Source organism: Pseudomonas sp. LH21, assembly GCF_036549575.1.
In the GTDB taxonomy this organism is placed as follows: Bacteria; Pseudomonadota; Gammaproteobacteria; order Pseudomonadales; family Pseudomonadaceae; genus Aquipseudomonas; species Aquipseudomonas peradeniyensis.
This window is the reverse complement of the sequence record NZ_CP144367.1, coordinates 2,401,279-2,418,845: the sequence shown is the minus strand read 5'-3', so window position 1 is coordinate 2,418,845 and position 17,567 is coordinate 2,401,279. Positions and strand designations below refer to the sequence as shown.

Annotated in this window: 12 protein-coding genes and 1 riboswitch; of the genes, 6 read left to right on the top strand and 6 right to left on the bottom strand. The window is 65.3% G+C overall.

Annotation, left to right across the window (positions count from 1 at the left end):
• The first annotated feature begins 376 nt into the window (after positions 1-376).
• On the top strand, positions 377-1,414 hold the full coding sequence (locus tag VUG52_RS11125; protein ID WP_262974318.1) for a GGDEF domain-containing protein: 1,038 nt from the start codon (positions 377-379) through the stop codon (positions 1,412-1,414).
• A gap of 31 nt (positions 1,415-1,445) precedes the next feature.
• Here the strand turns inward: VUG52_RS11125 and VUG52_RS11120 are convergent, their stop codons facing one another.
• A complete protein-coding gene (locus tag VUG52_RS11120) occupies positions 1,446-2,336 on the bottom strand; it encodes a serine hydrolase domain-containing protein (RefSeq protein WP_050706080.1) in 891 nt (296 codons plus the stop codon).
• 78 nt (positions 2,337-2,414) lie between these two features.
• The gene (locus VUG52_RS11115) at positions 2,415-2,816 is read right to left on the bottom strand and encodes a GFA family protein (protein ID WP_082337765.1); all 402 of its coding nucleotides are present in this window, start codon (positions 2,814-2,816) and stop codon (positions 2,415-2,417) included.
• A 348-nt stretch (positions 2,817-3,164) separates the two neighbouring features.
• Here VUG52_RS11115 and VUG52_RS11110 point away from each other — a divergent pair, with 348 nt between their 5' ends.
• Both VUG52_RS11110 and VUG52_RS11105 read left to right on the top strand, forming a co-directional pair.
• Complete coding sequence (locus VUG52_RS11110) at positions 3,165-4,391, top strand: MFS transporter (RefSeq protein ID WP_050706189.1); 1,227 nt, start codon at positions 3,165-3,167, stop codon at positions 4,389-4,391.
• A gap of 328 nt (positions 4,392-4,719) precedes the next feature.
• Positions 4,720-6,078: a glutamine synthetase family protein gene (locus VUG52_RS11105; RefSeq protein ID WP_050706190.1), complete on the top strand. Its 1,359-nt coding sequence runs from the start codon at positions 4,720-4,722 to the stop codon at positions 6,076-6,078.
• 12 nt (positions 6,079-6,090) lie between these two features.
• Here VUG52_RS11105 and VUG52_RS11100 read toward each other — a convergent pair whose 3' ends face one another.
• Positions 6,091-8,928 (bottom strand): HD domain-containing phosphohydrolase, encoded by a 2,838-nt coding sequence (locus VUG52_RS11100; protein ID WP_262974290.1) that lies wholly within the window; start codon positions 8,926-8,928, stop codon positions 6,091-6,093.
• Between the two features lie 547 nt (positions 8,929-9,475).
• On the opposite strand from VUG52_RS11100, the gene VUG52_RS11095 reads away from it, so the two are divergent.
• On the top strand, positions 9,476-10,834 hold the full coding sequence (locus VUG52_RS11095) for an 8-oxoguanine deaminase (RefSeq protein WP_050706082.1): 1,359 nt from the start codon (positions 9,476-9,478) through the stop codon (positions 10,832-10,834).
• Positions 10,835-10,900: 66 nt separating this feature from the next.
• On the opposite strand, the gene VUG52_RS11090 is transcribed toward VUG52_RS11095, so the two are convergent.
• The 3 genes from VUG52_RS11090 to VUG52_RS11080 are packed head-to-tail and all read right to left on the bottom strand — an operon-like array spanning position 10,901 to position 14,512.
• On the bottom strand, positions 10,901-11,824 hold the full coding sequence (locus VUG52_RS11090) for an ABC transporter substrate-binding protein (RefSeq protein ID WP_050706083.1): 924 nt from the start codon (positions 11,822-11,824) through the stop codon (positions 10,901-10,903).
• Complete coding sequence (locus VUG52_RS11085) at positions 11,817-12,545, bottom strand: hypothetical protein (protein WP_050706084.1); 729 nt, start codon at positions 12,543-12,545, stop codon at positions 11,817-11,819. Before VUG52_RS11085 ends, VUG52_RS11090 begins: the two co-directional genes overlap by 8 nt.
• Before the next feature lie 11 nt (positions 12,546-12,556).
• On the bottom strand, positions 12,557-14,512 hold the full coding sequence (locus tag VUG52_RS11080) for a TonB-dependent receptor plug domain-containing protein (RefSeq protein WP_050706085.1): 1,956 nt from the start codon (positions 14,510-14,512) through the stop codon (positions 12,557-12,559).
• A 90-nt stretch (positions 14,513-14,602) separates the two neighbouring features.
• Positions 14,603-14,806: riboswitch (cobalamin riboswitch) on the bottom strand.
• A 142-nt stretch (positions 14,807-14,948) separates the two neighbouring features.
• On the opposite strand from VUG52_RS11080, the gene VUG52_RS11075 reads away from it, so the two are divergent.
• Both VUG52_RS11075 and VUG52_RS11070 read left to right on the top strand, forming a co-directional pair.
• Positions 14,949-15,338: a DUF2946 family protein gene (locus VUG52_RS11075; RefSeq protein ID WP_028689433.1), complete on the top strand. Its 390-nt coding sequence runs from the start codon at positions 14,949-14,951 to the stop codon at positions 15,336-15,338.
• Positions 15,339-15,409: 71 nt separating this feature from the next.
• Positions 15,410-17,563, top strand: coding sequence for a TonB-dependent receptor (locus VUG52_RS11070; RefSeq protein ID WP_050706086.1), 2,154 nt, complete (start codon positions 15,410-15,412; stop codon positions 17,561-17,563).
• Positions 17,564-17,567: the final 4 nt, after the last annotated feature.

Sequence of the window (17,567 nt, the reverse complement as noted above, 5' to 3'; positions counted from 1 at the left end):
CACCCCAATCCATTTCCGCTGAATGTCCGCTGTGGGTCGATAGTGGCCGTTCGGCGACTGACCACTAACGACCCATAGCGGTCCTACGCAGAGAGCAGCAAACGGCCAGAGGTGAACCGCCGTAATAGACTCGTCCATCTATGACAACAATCGAGCTCTTCTGGCCGATAGCTGCGGGCCTAGCAGCGCGCAATGGCGTACGAGGTCTGCAATGGGTCGATAGCGTTCTGCCAGCCATGAGGAAGCCTAAATCCCCATGAGAAACCTTGGCGACTGATGGTTTCGACCTTATCCGTTCAACTGTCTAGAGTAGATTCAGTCTAGGCGTCAAACCTTACCTTTTGGGAGACGCTACCCCATGGACTGGAGAAACGACATGCCGGCTTGTCCCATACCGACTGACGAAACGTTGCGCCAGCGCACCCTCGATGAAATGAATGTGCTGGATACACCGGCTGAGCATTACCTCGATACGCTGGTGCGGCTCACTCAGGAAGTGGCGCACGTGGATACTGTGCTGATCAGCCTGATTGATCACGATCGGCAATGGTTCAAGGCCAGGATCGGGCTAGACGTAAACGAGACTCCGCGCAATGTGTCCTTCTGCGGCTACGCCATTCTGGGTGAGGACACCCTGCTGGTGGCCGACGCCGAGTGCGATTCTCGATTCGCCGACAATCCGCTGGTACTTGGCGCACCCTACATCCGCTTCTACGCCGGTCACCCCTTGCGTGCCGGAAACGGCAAAGCGATCGGAACGCTATGCATGTTCGACCCTCGCCCACGCCTGCTAAGTGAGGCGCAGCAGGCCAACTTCAGAGACTTGGCCACGCTCGCGGAGGGTTATCTGCAACTGCGCAGCATGATACAGGCCAACCACGACTTACGCCTTGAAATGGACCGTGAGCAACGCAAGGCTTTGCTTGATCCGCTAACACAGCTATGGAACCGCGGCGCGTTGGCCGCCTTCCAGGATCGTGAACGCCGTTTGGCAAAAGAGAAAGATCTGCAGTTGTGTACTCTGTATGCGGACCTTGACCACTTCAAGTCTGTAAACGACAAGTACGGTCATGCTGACGGTGACCAGGTGCTTTGCGAGTGTGCGCGTCGTCTGCGAGCTGCCCTTCGCCCGGAGGATTTGCTGGTACGCCAGGGCGGTGAGGAGTTCGTCGCATTGCTGCGGGTACAGGACCGTGACGAGCTGGTGCGGATCGCGGAGCGCGTGCGCCTGATCGTTGGCAGCAGACCGATGCAACTCTCCAGCGGTCCGCTGAGGGTGAGTCTCAGTGTGGGATGTACTTTGGTCGCCGATAGCGAGCAGATCGATGATGCACTACGGCGCGCCGACAGCGCACTTTATGCAGCCAAACAGGGAGGGCGCGACCAAGTTGTCTATGCACCGCCGATCTTGTGAGAATCCAAGGCGGAACAAGTACCAGGCAGCCTCAACGCACAGCCTCAAGCGCCTTGCGTACCTCCTGAGCGACCAGCGCCTCAATACGTCCCTCATCTGAGGCCGTCGAAAATACCGCGCAACACGCGACGGCCTCACCAACCGCGCATCGATAGACCGCCACCACACTGCCGGGGCCACACCCGGTATGCCCGGCCAGCGTCAAGCCGCCCTCGATCGTCCCGCGCATCAGGCCCAGGGCATACCCAGGCGCAACCCACGGTCGGCCAGTCATTGGCCCACCCAACACCTTTGTTGCCTGCATTTCCTGGAGCAGGTCGGCCGGAAGCAGTGTCCCGGCGAGCAGACGCTCCAGGAAAAGGGCAGCCTGCGAAACAGGGCCGATCAGCAATCCGTGATAGACCCAGCCAGGGTCGTAGTTCAACGAATGTCCGAGGTAATCCCCGTTCAGATCTGCGCGTTGGGTTGCCAAGCGAACCGCCGAGATACCGAGTGGAGCCAGGACTTGCTGGCTGATCGCCTCTTCAAGCGGCAGGCCTGTGGCACGTTCGATGAGCCTGGCGACCAGCATGTAGCCCACATTCGAATAGCACCACCCCGCTCCAGGGTCATAGCGAAGCCGAGCGCCATCCAGGCGCTGCATCATCTCGTCCACGGACCACGCGGGTTCATGATTGGCAACCGCCGTGTGGTATTCGGGAAGCTCGCTATAATCCGCGAGGCCCGCTTCGTGACGCAGTAGCTGACGCAAGGTGTACGTGGCTTCAGGAAGCGAAGCATCCAGGGCGAGTCGTCGGTCACGTACCAGAGTCAGGGCGGTCGCGGCCAACACCGTCTTGGTGAAACTCCACCATGGCACACAGGGTTCGGCCTGGAGCGATGGCGTAATGAGTCGACCGTTGGAAAGCGTGGAAATCAGCATTGAATACTCAAGCAGTCATGACAGGCCAGTAAGCAAGCGCAGAGGCAACAACATACCCCATTCCGGCGATGCAAGCCGTCAGTCGGCCTCGGTACAATTACTGGAATGCGTATACCAGGGCACCGCAGAATCGATGTAAACGTGCTTTTGCTTGCGTGGCTGGAACGGTGTATCAAGTGTACCCAGCGCGATCGAGATCCAGTCGGCGAACTCACCTTTGGATCGTGACCAGAACAACGTCGAGCCACACGCCCCGCAGAACTCGCGTAACACTGTCTGCGAAGAGGCGTAGGCCTTGATGCTGTCGGCCCCGCGAAGTACGCGAAGTGCGCTGCGCGGCACGCTGCCATATGAGCCGAATGCAGCCCCGTGACCTTTGCGGCATTGGCTGCAGTGACAATGACTCACGGCCTTGGGTGGCGTTAGCAGCTCATAGCTGACCGCTGCGCACAGGCAGCTTCCTTGGTATGCCTCTGTCATATGCCCTTCTGTGCAGGTGAAAAAATGTGATGCCTGTCAGTCAGCGTACTGGGGCTGCTTTGCAGCCTTTCGCGGCACGAAGCCGCTCCTACATGGGGTACGCGATCCCTGTAGGAGCGGCCTTGTGCCGCGAAAGGGTCGCAAAGCGACCCCGGCAATCTTGAAGCCCAAAATCGCAAAAGGGATGGCCGCAACGCTCTACCCCAAGCCACCCATCGATCCCACTGATGATTACTATCAAGCCGCCCGCCTGTCGAGCTGCAAAATCCACCCCCTATAATCGCCTCCCCGTTTTCCCCTCGCTGCAGCGCCTGTCCCAGGCGACAGTCCCCTATGGAAGCCCGCACCATGCCAAGCCCCAACCCGTCCCCCCACAGCCCACCCGAACACAGCCAACAGAGCGTCCGTCAGCAGTGGCTGGCGATTCTCTCGGTCGCCGTGGGCGCCTTCGCCCTGGTGACCAGCGAATTCCTGCCGGTAGGCGTGCTCAACGATGTCGCCGCCGACCTCGGCATCAGCGCAGGCCAGGCCGGCCTGATGGTGACCCTGCCCGGCATCATGGCGGCCCTGGCCGCGCCCTTGCTGTCGGTGGGCATCGGCGCCCTCGACCGACGCTACCTGCTGATCGCCCTGACGCTGATCATGATCGTCGCCAACGCCGTTGTGGCCTACGCCACCGACTTCGGCCTGCTGCTGTTCGGCCGGGTACTGCTGGGCATCAGCATCGGTGGCTTCTGGGCGACCGCGATCGCCCTGAGCGGCCGCCTGGCGCCCAAGGGCGTGGGCGTGGCCCAGGCCACCTCGATCATCATGGTCGGCGTGACCCTGGCCACCGTGCTCGGCGTGCCCGTGGGTACCTGGCTCAGCGGGCTCATGGGCTGGCGCATGACCTTCCTGGTCACCGCGCTGGTGGGCGTGCCGGTGCTGCTGGCGCAGGTCCTGCTGCTGCCGCGGCTCAACCCGGAGAAAGCCATCCGCATCAGCGACCTGCCGGCGCTGTTCGTCAACCCGCAGGCGCGGGTCGGCCTGATCGCGGTGTTGCTGATCGGCCTGGCGCACTTTGCCGCGTACACCTACGTCGCGCCGTTCTTCAAGCACAACGCCGGCTTCGACGGGCCGATGATCGGCTCGCTGTTGCTGCTCTACGGCGTGGCCGGGGTACTGGGCAATGTCTTCGCCGGTTTCGCCGCCAATCAGAGCGTGCGCTACACCCTGATGCTGGTCGCCTTGATGATCGGCATCGGCACCGCGCTGTTCCCCTACTTCGCCACCAGCCTCACCGGCGCGGCGATGCTGATCGCACTCTGGGGCTTCGCCTTCGGCGCCTTCCCGGCCTGCGCCAGCATCTGGATGTTCGTCGTGGCGCCCAAGGATGTGGAGCGCGGCATGCCGCTGTTCGTCGCCATGTTCCAGGTGATCATCGCCCTGGGCTCGTTCTTCGGTGGGCGGATCGTCGACCAGATGGGCAGTGCGGTGCTGTTCAGCCTGGCCACGGCGCTGGTGGGCTGCGGCTTTGTCACGGTGCTGGTGCTGGGGCGCAGCGTCAGCAATCGCCTGGCGGCCCAACCGTCCTGAGCGATCGCTGTTGGAGCGGGCTTGCCGCGCGATGCCGGGTATGGCACCGGCTACGCCGGTGATCGCGGGTCAAGCCCGCCCCCACGCTGACGTTGCCTAACCTGAGAGGCGCCTGTTGTTTCATAGAGCGGTGGCGGGCCGATTTTACCCGCCACGCTTTATCAACTCTTTACGCCGACGGGCCGCAAACCGACAGCAACTTGATACGCAACTCAATACCCTTTGCAGGTCTTTGGCGTATCGAGAGTGCAACATGACGCTATGCGCGAATCCCCTGCCTGGGCGGGCTGGCATTCAGGATGAACGCATGCCCCCTTCCGAGGTGGGTATGAACAACCCTGCCGAACCACTGGCACAGCAGCTCAGGCAACAGGGCATCTGCGAGGTCGAATGCGTGGTGAGCGATTTTTCCGGCATCGTCCGCGGCAAGGTCGCCTCCCTCGACCGCTTCCTCGACGAAGGCAGCATGCGCCTGCCGGAGAGCGTGCTGCTGCAGACGGTGACCGGCGACTTCGTCGACGACGAGGTCTTCTACGCGCTGCTGGACGAGGCCGGCATCGACATGCACTGCCGCCCCGCCGCCCATGCCGTCTACCGCCTGCCGTGGCTGGCGGAACCGACCGCCATGGTCATCCACGACAGCTTCGACCGGCACGGCCAGCCCATCGAGCTGTCGCCGCGCAACGTGCTCAAGCGCGTGCTGGCCCTGTACAGCGACAGTGGCTGGCAGCCGGTGGTGGCGCCGGAGCTGGAGTTCTACCTGACCAAGCGCAGCCATGACCCGGACCTGCCGTTGGAAGCCCCCGAGGGCCGCTCGGGCCGGGCAGAGACGGGTCGGCAGAGTTTCTCCATCGAAGCCACCCACGAATTCGCCCGGCTGTTCGAGGACGTCTACCACTGGTGCGCCGTCCAGGGCCTGGACCTGGACACGCTGGTCCACGAAAGCGGCCCGGCGCAAATGGAGGTCAACTTCCACCACGGCGACCCGCTGCGCCTGGCCGACCAGCTGATCGTATTCAAGCGCACCCTGCGTGAAGCGGCGCTGCAGCACGGCATCAGCGCGACCTTCATGGCCAAGCCGATCGCCCATGAACCTGGCAGCTCGATGCACATCCACCAGAGCGTGCTGGACAGGGCCACCGGCGCCAACCTGTTCGCCAGCGCTCACGGCACACCGAGCGATCGGCTGCTGCACTACATCGGCGGCCTGCAGAAGTACCTGCCCCAGGCACTGGCGCTGCTCGCCCCGAACGTGAATTCCTACCGCCGCTTCCTGCCCGACGCCTGTGCCCCGGTCAATGTCGAATGGGGCGAAGAAAACCGTACCGTGGGCCTGCGCGTGCCCACCGCGACAGCGGCCGCCCTGCGCGTGGAGAACCGCCTGCCCGGCGCCGATGCCAATCCCTACCTGGCCATGGCCGCCAGCCTGCTGTGCGGCTATCTCGGCCTGCTCGAACAGGCGGCGCCCAGCGCGCCCGTGCAGGGTCGCGCCTACGATCATGGCGGCTTGCGCCTGCCGGCCACGCTGGACGATGCGCTGGCGCGGCTCGAAGGTTGCGAACTGCTTGGGGAGTACCTGGGCGACCGCTTCGTCCGTGGGTATGTGGCGGTCAAGCGCACCGAGCTGCACAACTACCGGCAGGTGATCAGCGCCTGGGAGCGTGAGCACCTGCTGCTGAGGGTCTGAGGCTTTGAGTACCTACAGCTGCGCCAGCCAATATTCCACATCCACCTCATCGATCTGCTCGGGGCGCAGGAACTGCTCGGCGTACTGCCGATACACGCCGGTGCTTAGGAACAATCTCAGCAACTGCCCGTCGACATGGTTGTCCCGAGCCATCGACACCAGGATCTTCACCGACTCGGACAGGGTCTTCGGTGCCTTGTACGGTCGGTCCGCCGCAGTCAATGCCTCGAAGATGTCGGCGATCGCCATCACCCGCTCGGGGATGCCCAGCGCATCCTTGCCGAGCCTGCGCGGATAGCCGCTGCCGTCCATCTTCTCGTGGTGGTTGCCGGCAATCGCCGGCACGCGCCGCAGCTGGCGCGGGAACGGCAGCGCGCTGAGCATGATGATGGTCTGCACGATGTGCTCGTTGATCTTGAAGCGCTCCTCGTCGTTGAGGGTGCCACGGCGGATCGACAGGTTGTACAGCTCGCCGTGGTTGCTGGCATGGGCCGGCAGGCGCATGTCGAAACCCCAGTGGTTGCGCGGGTCGTCCTTGGCCACCGGTGGCTTGCGCGGCCCCCAGGGCACCTGGTGCTCGTCGCGGTCGGCAAGCAGCGGCTCCTCCACCGGCAAAGGCGCGGCTGGCGTTTCGGCGAAGCGCGCGGCCTCGTCGCGGGAGATGCCCAGGCGGTTGTCGAAGTGCCGCAGCCAGCGGCGCTGGCCGATAAGGCGCAGGCGCTCGATGTCGGCCTCCTGCATGAACTCGCCGCCGATATTGGCGTGGGCGACGAAGGCGAATTCGTCCTGCAACTCGGCCCGGCACTGCTCCAGCGCCTGGCGCAGCAGCAACTCGTCATCGCCGTTGGCCACGCCTTGCCAGTAGGCGATCTCGGCGTCGCGCCAGAGCACCTCGAAGCGCATCCGCACCTCATGCACACGGTTGTACAGGGTCTCGAGCTTGGTCGCCTTGTCCACCACGTACTCAGGGCTGGTGATCTTGCCGCAATCGTGCAGCCAGGCAGCCACGCGAAACTCGTAGCGCTCGGCCTCGTTCATGCTGAAGCCGGCATAGGGGCCGCTGTCGGCCTGCACGGCCTGGTCCAGGAGCATCTGCGCCAGCTGCGGCACACGCTCGCAATGACCGCCGGTATAGGGGCTCTTGGCGTCGATGGCGTCGGCCAGCAGCTTGATCATGGCGTCCAGCAGGCGCTGCTGGGCCTCGACCAGCTGGCGGGTCTCGATGGCCACGGCGGCGGCGCCGGACAGTTCCTCGACGAAGCGCCGGAACGCCTGCCCGGCGTGTTCGTCCTCCAGTTGCAGCACCAGGATGCCGAGGAGCGACTGGCCGCGGTCGTTGAGCACCACCGCCAGGCTGCGTCCCTGCAACGACAAGGCCTGGGTCACGGCATTGGCGAGGTCCTGATGGTCGTGCTCATGTACCACCAGCTCAGCCGGATAGTCCTGGGCCCGGCAGGCCGCAGCCAGGCGCAGGCGTGTATTGTCGGCATCGTACAGGTACACCGCGCCGGCACTGGCGCTGGCAGCCGCCACCAGGTGGTTGAGCACGCCGTCGAGCATGCGTTCGAGCTGGGTCTCGCGGCTGAGCGTGAGGGTGATCGCCTGGAAGTTGCGGATGGTGCCGGACATGCGGCTGAGCACCCGGCTCAGTTCACGCACCTCCGACACCCGCGAGAGCACACCCACCTCGCGGCTGAAATCAAAGCCGGCCAGGCCCTGCACCTGCTCCGTGAGCCGGCGCAGCGGGCGGCCGATGCGCCGGCCAAGCAAGCCGCCGAGCAACAGCAACACCGCTGCCAGCGCGCCAGCCCAGAGCAGTTGCTCGAACAACACCTGGCGCGCGCCGGCCAGCAGCTCGTGGGCCGGCACGGCAATCAGCACCTGCAGGTCCTGCCCGGCCACGGTGGTCAGCGGCACGCGCATGCCATACCAGGTCTGCCCTTCGACCTGATACGGCTGTGGCCGGGTACCCTGGAGGGTATCAGCATGGATCCGTGCGAGGCTGGCAATGCCCAGTTCATCGATGCGCGACAGGCGCACGCCCTCGCCTTCGAGGACGATGACCCGCTGCAGGTCCGGATAGGCCACCACGCTGCCCTGGTCATCGACCACGGCGATCTCGGTGCCGGCCGTCATGCGCAGGTCGCGGCTCTCGCTGGCCAGGTCGGTGACCGAAACGTCCATGCCGATCACCGCCGCGCCATCGACGCTGCGCTGGGCCATGGTCAGGCCGATCTCGCGGGTGGTAAAGAACACATAAGGGTGGGTAAGCACGGTGGTGGACTGCGCAGAGGCTTCGACGAACCAGGGGCGCTGACGCGGATCGTAGCGGTAGTCCGGCTTGGGCTGGTGCAGCAGCAGGGTCATCCACTGGTCGTAGAAACGCCATTCGCCATGCAACGCGCCGTCTTCGCCCAGGCTGACGGTCTGCACCAGGAACATCGTGCCTGCCGGTGCCGCGAAACGCTGCAGCAACTGCGGATCACGCAGGCGGCGGACCAGCAGGAACTCGCCATTGGGGTAGCCGAGGTAGGCGGCGCTGAGCATGCGGTTGGCGCGCAGGCTCTCGACCAGTTGCGGTAGCCGCTCCAGGTGCTGCGCCATGGCCCCCGCAGAGGCATCGAAGGCCAGCAGGCGGATGCTGCTCTGCACCGGATCGACCAGGCGTCGGGCGCGCTCGTCGATGGTCCGACCGACCTGCTGGGCAGCGTCGCCTGCGGCCGCCACCAGGGTCTGGCGCACCCCCAGGTAGCCCTGCCAGGCCAGGGCCGCGCCCAGCGCCAGCATGCCCAGCATGATCGCCAGCGCCACCAGCCATTGCAGGGAGATACTCCGGCCACGGTTGTTCATGAACGCCTGCCTCGTGCAGACGCCAGCCTTGCCGCATGCTCCATCAACGCGCAGCCCATCCCAGGTACTCCCCGTGTGGCGATTTCCACAGTGTAATCAGCCCGTGCGAACCTGCCGGCCTGTGACAATGGCTGGTAGCGAGACAGTCGCATACTGGCGCAACGACATCAATCGCGCCTTGAATCATTGTGGGAGTGGCCCGTCCCGTAGTCGTCAGAATTGCGGCGAAAAACTCGTATACAAAAAAAAGAAATTCTGTTTACACTGCCTCGCGCCTACGACAACGGTCATCGCCGTTGCGTATTGCGACAGGCTCAAGCCATGCGACATCCGCTATCGCCCAACCTCCCCGGGCCCCCTTCTCGAATGCCGTGCGCCCTGAACGCCGCATTCGCCCTGCTGCCATCGATCCACACGCCCTATACGCCCTCGCCAGGGCCGACCCTGCGTGCGAGCGGTTCTGCTCCAGCCTTCGACGCCGGGCTTCGCCACGGCGCCTGAGGCTTCCCTACAATCAGAAAACACACCCCAAGCGGGAGGGACACCCATGCCCAAGACACTACTGGTCAAGAACGCCGAACTGCTGGTGACCATGGACGGCGAGCGCCGCGAGATCAAACGCGGCGGCCTCTACATCGAAGACAATGTGATCAGGCAGGTCGGCCCCAGCGACACCCTGCCGCAGCACGCCGACGTGATCCTCGACATGACCGGCAAGGTGGTCATCCCGGGCCTGGTCAACACCCACCACCACATGTACCAGAGCCTCACCCGCGTGGTGCCGGCGGCTCAGGACGGCGAGCTGTTCAACTGGCTGACCAACCTCTACCCGATCTGGGCGCGGCTGACCCCGGAGATGATCTCGGTGTCGACCCAGACGGCCATGGCCGAGCTGATCCTCTCGGGCTGCACCACCTCCAGCGACCACCTGTACATCTACCCCAACGGCTGCAAGCTCGACGACAGCATCCACGCTGCCGAGGAGATCGGCATGCGCTTCCACGCCGCGCGCGGCAGCATGAGCGTCGGGCGCAGCCAGGGCGGCCTGCCGCCGGATTCGGTGGTGGAGAAGGAAAGCGACATCCTCAAGGAGTCGCAGCGCCTGATCGAGGACTACCACGATGCCAGCCACGGCTCGATGCTGCGCGTGGTGGTGGCGCCCTGCTCGCCGTTCTCGGTCAGTCGCGACCTGATGCGCGAGGCTGCGGTGCTGGCCCGCCAGTATGGCGTGTCGCTGCATACCCACCTGGCCGAGAACGTCAACGACATCGCTTACAGCCGCGAGAAGTTCGGCATGACCCCGGCCGAATACGCCGAGGACCTGGGCTGGGTCGGCCACGACGTGTGGCACGCCCACTGCGTGCAGCTCGACCAGCACGGCATCGAGCTGTTCGCCCGCACCGGTACCGGGGTCGCCCACTGCCCGTGCTCGAACATGCGCCTGGCCTCAGGCATCGCGCCGATCCGCAAGATGCGCGACCACGGCGTGCCGGTGGGCCTGGGGGTCGATGGCTCGGCATCCAACGACGGCGCCAGCATGATCGGCGAAGTGCGCCAGGCGCTGCTGCTGCAACGGGTCGGTTTCGGGCCGGATGCGATGACCGCCCGCGAGGCGCTGGAGATCGCCACCCTGGGCGGCGCCAAGGTGCTCAACCGCAACGATATCGGCGCCCTCGCCCCGGGCATGGTCGCCGACTTCGTCGCCTTCGACCTCGGCCATGTGGCCTATGCCGGTGCCCTGCACGACCCGCTGGCGGCACTGGTGTTCTGCACCCCGACCCATGTCGACACCAGCGTGATCAACGGGCGCGTGGTGGTTCAGGGTGGGCGCATCACCACCGTCGACCTGCCGCGAGTGCTGGAACGTCACAACCAGTTGGCGCGGCAGTTGGTCATCGGCGAGTAGCAGCGATCCGCCCGATCGCGGGGCAAGCCCGCTCCCACGCCGAGCTTCACGATCAGGGCGGGCCAGCTATGGAACAGCCATTTCCCTGAGCCGCTGCGCCAGCTCCAGGGCCACCCGCCCGCTGGCCGGCGTGGGTACAAGCTGGGTGAACGGGATATCGAGCATGCGGTTCTCGCGCACCGCCCGCAGGCTCGAAAGCACCGGGTCGCGGGTCAGCAGCTGACGCTTGCGGCTGGCCGGCGACCACAGGGCGTCGGCCAGCAGGATTACATCGGGGTCGCTGCTCAACAGCGCCTCGCGGTTGACCGTCACACGGTACTGGTCGAGCCCGGCGAGCACATTGCGCGCTCCGGCGGCGGCCAGCAACGGCGTGACGAAACCCCGCCCGCCTTCGCTGTCCAGCCCCCGGACCTCGCTGTCGAGGTAGAACACCGACAGCGGCTTGCCAGTGGGTGCGATCGCACTGGCCCGCGCCAGGTCCGCCTCCATCGCCTCGATCAATGCCTGCGCCCTCGCCTGCCTGCCCAGCAGCTCGCCGAGGAGGGTCAGGTCACGCCGGACATGGGCGTAGTAATCCAGCGAATGACCGGCACAGGCCGACTCGAGCAGGTAGGTGGCGATCCCGTTGCCGGCCAGCCGGGTTCGCGAGCTGACCCCATCGCCGAAGGCCGAGGCGAATCCGCCGACCACCAGGTCCGGCCTTTGCGCGTACAACACCTCGCTGGCCGGATACTCCCGGGCGATCACCGGCACGCCCTGGTAGCGGCCCTGCTTGTAGGCGACGCCGTTGTCGTCCAGGTAGGCCACCCCGACCATCGATGGCCCGGCGCCAAGGGCGAGCAGCAGGTCGGCCGCGTGCTGGTTGAGCGCCACGATACGCGCAGGCGTCGCCGCAGGCCGTTGCCAGTCCTGCCCGCAGTTGCGAAAGCTCTCGGCCAGGACCGGTGTACCACAGCACAGGGCCAGCGACAGCAGCCAGGCTTTACGCATCGCATGTCACTCCCTTGATCAGCAATCTTTCGGCGATCCTTCCGCCCTCTAGATGCGTTTCCACCAATTCCTCCACCTCCCGATCATCACGTACCCGATACCAGCAGCCGTCAGGGTGTACCGTCAGCACCGGCCCCAGGTTGCAGGGGAACTGACATCCGGTGCGTGTCAGCAGCACGCCGCCCGGCGTCTCGATCAGGTCACGCTCCAGCAACTGGCGGCGCAGGCGTTTCCACAAGGGCAAGGCGCCACGCCGCACGCAGCGTGGGCCGGTGCACAGGAACACCTGGCGGGCATGCTCGGGCACCCGCGACCAGTCCGGATCGCTGGCCACCGCGTTGACCTGGTCGCATGGCAGGTGACGGGCATGCTCGCCGATGCTGGCGCAAGCCGCCCGAGCATCCAGCCCGCGCCGACCCAGGGCCTGGGCCGTGACCCAGATACCGGCCCGGCCTTGCGCCAGGCGCCCCAGTTCATCGCGCAGCCAGTCTAGGTAGGCGCTGTCCGAGGTGGGTTCCAGGTCCACTACCAGCAAGCGCTCAACGCCCTGGTCGAGCGCTTCGCGGATAACCACCCACAACCCGTCGAAGCCCTCCAGCGTATCGACGATATCCCGGTCCGCCTCTCGGCCACGCAGGTCACGGACTTCGGCGCCGAACGCTTCGGCCACTGAACCACCCGCCAAGCCCGGCCCCACGAACAACACGCGCTGATAGTCCATGCTCACGCCCCTCAGAAGGTGTAGGTGTACCGCAGTTCGCTGGTGAACGGCCGTCCGAGGTTGTCGACGTTGCTCGCCCGGCTGGTGACATAGTCGCGGTCGAACAGGTTCTCCACCAGCAGGCTCAGCCGGTGCTGGCGGGCACCGTCCAGGTAGCGGTAGGCATCGGCGTCGACCACCGAGTAATGGCCGTAGTCGACGCCCTTGGAGCTGACCACGTCGCGAATGTAGCGAATGGCCCCTCCGGCACCCCACATGCGGTCCGCCGATTCGTAGCCGAGCCGCGAGCGGGCGAAGAAACTCGGCACGTCATTGATCGTCGCCCCGGTGCGCGACTCGGTGAGGTTGCGGGTCATGTCGGCCTGCAGGCTCCATTGGTCGTCGAGCTGGATACGTGCATCGGCCTCGAAACCACGCATCCGCACCTGGCCCTGTCCGTTCACCCACTGGCTGCCGTCCAGGGTGATCAGGTCGCTGATCTTGCGTCGGAACACGGTGACGCTGGCGCTGAATTCACGTTCCAGCAGCAGGCCGTGGTAGTCCAGGCCAAGCTCGGCATTGCGGCTCTTCTCGGGCTTGAGGTCGCGGTTGCCGATCTCGTCGCCGGGCTCGTTGACGAACAGCTGCTCGGCGTTGGGCAGCTTGTAGGCGCTGCCGTACTGGCCACGCAGCTGCCAGTTGTCGTTCAGGTCGTACAGCGAGGTGAGCATGCCCACCGTGGCGCTGTCGCCGCCGCTCATGGCCTCGTGGCGCACGCCAAGGCTCGGGTGCCAGTTCGGCAGGACCTCTATCCTGGGCCGCAGCTGGGCATACAGCGCATTGGCCTGGGCCTTGTTGTCGTCGATCACCAGCACGTCGTCCTGGCCCTTGAACCATTGGTAGTCGGAACCGAACACCAGCACATGGCCGCCGTCGAGCTCGGCCTTGCCCTCGGCCTGCACGCCCCAGTCGGTGAAGCCCCAGTAGTCGTTGTGGTTGACCACGTTGCAGCTGCCATCGTCACGGTTGTTGATGCGGGTGTAGCGGGTGTCCCAGTCGTTGACGTGGCCCTTGATGAAGTAGCTCAGGCGCTCGTTGAGGCGCTGCTCGAAGGTGGCGGTGGCGATCTGCTGCACACGGTCGTTGGTGGTCTTGTAGTTGTTCACCGGCCGGGCGAAATCGAGGTTGGCGTCGGTGTACTGGTAGAACAGTTCCAGCCGCGCATCGTCACCGAAGGCCTGGATCGCCTTGCCGCCGAAAGTGGTCACCTCATAGCCGCGCTTCTTGTCGCTGACGTTGCCGCTGTAGTCGCGGTTGCGAAACGGCTGGTAGCCGTCGGAGACGTTGTGGCTGACATAGGCCAGCAGGCCCAGGTCGCCGAAACCGTTGCTGAAGATCCGCTCGACGCGGGCGTCCTTGCTGCTGCCGGCGAAGCTGTCCAGGCCCAGGTTGACCTCGCCCGAAGCCTCGCGGCTCTGCGGGCTGCGGGTGACGATATTGATCACCCCCGCCACCGCCTGGGTGCCGAACAACAGGCTCTGGCCGCCCTTGAGCACCTCGATGCGCTCCACCGCGTTGGCCGGTAGGGTGTCCAGGTACAGGCCGCCGTACAGGCGGTTGTTCAGGCGCACGCCGTCGAGAAGGATCAGTGTGTCGTCGTTGCGCCCGCCCAGCAGTGAGTAGGTGCCGTAGTCGAACGGGCCGTTCTTCGGCGCGACGTAGAAGCCGGGGATGAACATCTGCATCACCCGGGTGATGTCGGCACCGGGGCCGGCGCGCTCGATCTGCTCGCGGCTGACGATCTCGACCTTGCTGCCGTACTGGGCCATGGCGGCGACCGTGGTCGACTCCACCGACGGCGCGGCGACGATCTGCTGGTGGAGGATCAGGGGCATGTTTTCGGCCAGCGCCAGGGGGCTGGCCAGAAAGCCCAGGAACAGGGTCCGGGCCTTGGGGGAGAAACGTTGGGAGTGAATCACAGCAATCATGCTCTTCTCGAAAGTGACTTTCGCAGAAGCACGCAGGAGCAGGGATCGCGCACACGCCAATACCGGCCCATGCCCGCCCACCGCAGGAGTTTGCCTACCACATTCCAGGCCGGTCTCCGGGCTCGCAAGACAAGACGCCTTCACCTTCCCATGGCGCACTGGCCACAGTGGTCTATCGAAGGCATCACTTGCATACCGTTGCGGGGGCAGCACCGGACTGGCGCGAAGCGCGTACCGGTTTCCCGTTTCACCCCATGCGCGGCGGCATGGGACACCTGAAATCGGTCGGCATCTGAACACCTGCGGCCGAGAGGCGTCAAGCCAGCCAGGTGAATCGATTCGAATGTTTTTTATCGGCCGATCACTCTAGGCAGATGTTTCAAACGCTGTAGAATCCGCACGCCGAACCTATTCTCATTCCCTTCGAGCTTTGCCGATGAAGCTGGCCCGCCACACACGATCGCAAGTCGCCTGGGTGCTGTATTTCAGCATCCTGTTCGGCTCGTTGCTGTGCGCCATGGGCCATGGCCAGATGGCCGGCTTGCGCCTGGCCGGCCTGGATGACGCCGCCTGGTGCGCGGCCGACAGCAGCGGCGTGTTCAAGGGCGACCAGGACATCACCGACCCGGTGCTGCCCGCCGGCGGCGACTGCGTGATCGCCAGCCTGTTCAGCGCCACCCTGCTGGCGGTGTTCTTCGGCCTGCTGGCCCTGCTCGCCGGGGAGTCGAGCAAACCCTTACCCAGACAACCCGCGCCGCCCCTGCCCAAGCAGCGCTGGCCACTGGTCAATCCGCGCGCCTCCCCCGCTTCGCTTCTCGCGTTCTGACATCGCCACGCCCAAGTACTGCCTGATCGGCAGCGGGCGTGCGCCCACCGATTTCAGCCAGGAAGCCTTGCATGTTCCGCATGACCACTTTGGCGCTGCTCGTTGGCAGCGCAACCTGCGCCTGGGCGCAGGATGACACCCTGACCCTGCCCGCCAGCAACGTCACGGCCACCGCCGACCAACCCAAAGAAGCCACCACCCTGGACCTCGACCGGCCTATCGAAAGCGGCTCGCGGCTCAACCTCAGCGCCCGGGAAAACCCGGCCTCGGTCAGCGTCGCCGACCGCAAGACCATGGAGCGCATCGGCGCGCGCAACTTCCAGGACGCCGCCAACGCCCTGCCCGGGGTCAACGCCTCGGCACCGCCCGGCTGGGGCGGCTACGTGTCGTATCGCGGCTTCAACGGTGCCCAGATCAGCCAGCTGTTCAATGGCATCAACCTGCAGTACGGCGCCGCCGGGCGTCCGGTCGGGGCGTGGATCTACGACCGCGTCGAGCTGCTCGGCGGGCCCTCGTCGTTCCTCAATGGCAGCGGCGCCGTCGGTGGCAGCCTGAACATGATCACCAAGCTGGCCAACCGCGACGAAGACAGCTTCGAAGGCCGCGTCAGCTATGGTCGCTACGACACCATGGAAACCTCGGTCGGCTTCAACAAGGCGCTCAACAGCGGCGACGGCCCGCGCCACTACGCGCGGCTCGACTACAGCCGCACCAGTACCAATGGCTACATCGACCGCCAGGAGAACGGTGCCGGCAACCTGGCCTTCTCGCTGCTCAGCGACATCAACGAACAGCTGTCGCACACCCTGGCCATCGAGTACCTGGAAGAAAAAGAGGACAGCCCGTACTGGGGCACGCCGGTGCTGCAACCGGCGGTCGGCACCCTGCACATCGACAAGCACAATCGCTTCAACAACTACAACGTCGAGGACGGCCGCTACGAGCAGCGCACCCGCTGGCTGCGCTCGATCACCGACTACCGCATCGATGACAGCAACCAGCTGCGCAACACCTTCTACCACTACAACGGCCAGCGCGATTACCGCAACCTCGAGGTGTACCGCTACAACGCCGGCAATACCGTCATCGACCGCTCCGGCGGCTACCGCCAGCGCCACGACCAAGAGGTCAACGGCAACCGCGTCGAGCTGACCCACCAGGGCCAGCTGTTCGGCCTGGCCAGCGACTGGGCGTTCGGCGTGGACTACAACCGCAACCAGCAGACCGCCTACCCGCTGTCCAAGGGCGCGTTCGACCGCATCGACCCGAGCGGCTTCCAGCCCGACCACTTCCTCGACATCCCCGGCATGGACGCGCCGCGCGCCAAGGGCCGCAGCACCACCACCGACACCACCGCGGGTTTTGTCGAGAACCGCACCCGCCTGACCGACCAGCTGGCGTTGATCACCGCGCTGCGCTACGACCATATCGACTTCGACGTGGTCGACCATGTGACCCGGGCCAAGCTGGACCGGCGCTGGGATGCGTTCACCGGACGCCTGGGCCTGGTCTACGACCTGACGCCCAATGTCAGCCTGTATACCCAGTACAGCACCTCGGCCGAGCCGCCGGGAGGCTCGCTCACCGGCGCCTCGCTCAGCCAGGTCGGCGATTTCGACCTGAGCACCGGCCGCCAGGTGGAAGTGGGCAGCAAGTTCGACTTTCTCGACGGGCGCGGCTCGGCCACCGCGGCGGCCTATCGCATCGTGCGCAAGAACATCTCGGTGCCCTCCTCGACCGTGCCCAACACCACCGAGCAGGCGGGCCAGCAGACCTCCACCGGCATCGAGCTGGCGGCCTCGTTCAAGGTCACGCCCAAGCTGCTGGCGGCGGGCAACTTCAGCTGGGTCAACGCTGAGTACGACGAATTCAACGAGACCATCGGCGGCGTGGTGTACTCGCGCAAGGGCAAGAACCCGGTGAACATTCCCGACCGGGTCGCCAACCTGTGGCTGACCTACGACCTCGCGCCGGGCTGGCAGGTCGGCGCCGATGCCCGCTATGTGTCGTCGGTGTACGCCAACACCGCCAACACCGCCTGGGTGCCGTCGTACACCGTCTACGGGCTGTCGATGACCCACGACCTGGACCAGCACGTGCAGCTCAGCGCGCGGCTGCGCAACCTCACCGACGAGGTCTACGCCCGCTTCATCCACCAAACCAACACCCAGTACTACCTGGGTGAGCCGCGCAGCCTGGAAGTCGCTGTGCAGTGGAGCTACTGATGAG

Coding starts and splice junctions, on each gene's coding strand:
- VUG52_RS11090 (WP_050706083.1), bottom strand. CDS start 11,824: ATGCGTAAAGCCTGGCTGCTGTCGCTGGCCCTGTGCTGTGGTACACCG.
- VUG52_RS11125 (WP_262974318.1), top strand. CDS start 377: ATGCCGGCTTGTCCCATACCGACTGACGAAACGTTGCGCCAGCGCACC.
- VUG52_RS11115 (WP_082337765.1), bottom strand. CDS start 2,816: ATGACAGAGGCATACCAAGGAAGCTGCCTGTGCGCAGCGGTCAGCTAT.
- VUG52_RS11105 (WP_050706190.1), top strand. CDS start 4,720: ATGAACAACCCTGCCGAACCACTGGCACAGCAGCTCAGGCAACAGGGC.
- VUG52_RS11070 (WP_050706086.1), top strand. CDS start 15,410: ATGTTCCGCATGACCACTTTGGCGCTGCTCGTTGGCAGCGCAACCTGC.
- VUG52_RS11075 (WP_028689433.1), top strand. CDS start 14,949: ATGAAGCTGGCCCGCCACACACGATCGCAAGTCGCCTGGGTGCTGTAT.
- VUG52_RS11095 (WP_050706082.1), top strand. CDS start 9,476: ATGCCCAAGACACTACTGGTCAAGAACGCCGAACTGCTGGTGACCATG.
- VUG52_RS11120 (WP_050706080.1), bottom strand. CDS start 2,336: ATGCTGATTTCCACGCTTTCCAACGGTCGACTCATTACGCCATCGCTC.
- VUG52_RS11080 (WP_050706085.1), bottom strand. CDS start 14,512: ATGATTGCTGTGATTCACTCCCAACGTTTCTCCCCCAAGGCCCGGACC.
- VUG52_RS11085 (WP_050706084.1), bottom strand. CDS start 12,545: ATGGACTATCAGCGCGTGTTGTTCGTGGGGCCGGGCTTGGCGGGTGGT.
- VUG52_RS11100 (WP_262974290.1), bottom strand. CDS start 8,928: ATGAACAACCGTGGCCGGAGTATCTCCCTGCAATGGCTGGTGGCGCTG.
- VUG52_RS11110 (WP_050706189.1), top strand. CDS start 3,165: ATGCCAAGCCCCAACCCGTCCCCCCACAGCCCACCCGAACACAGCCAA.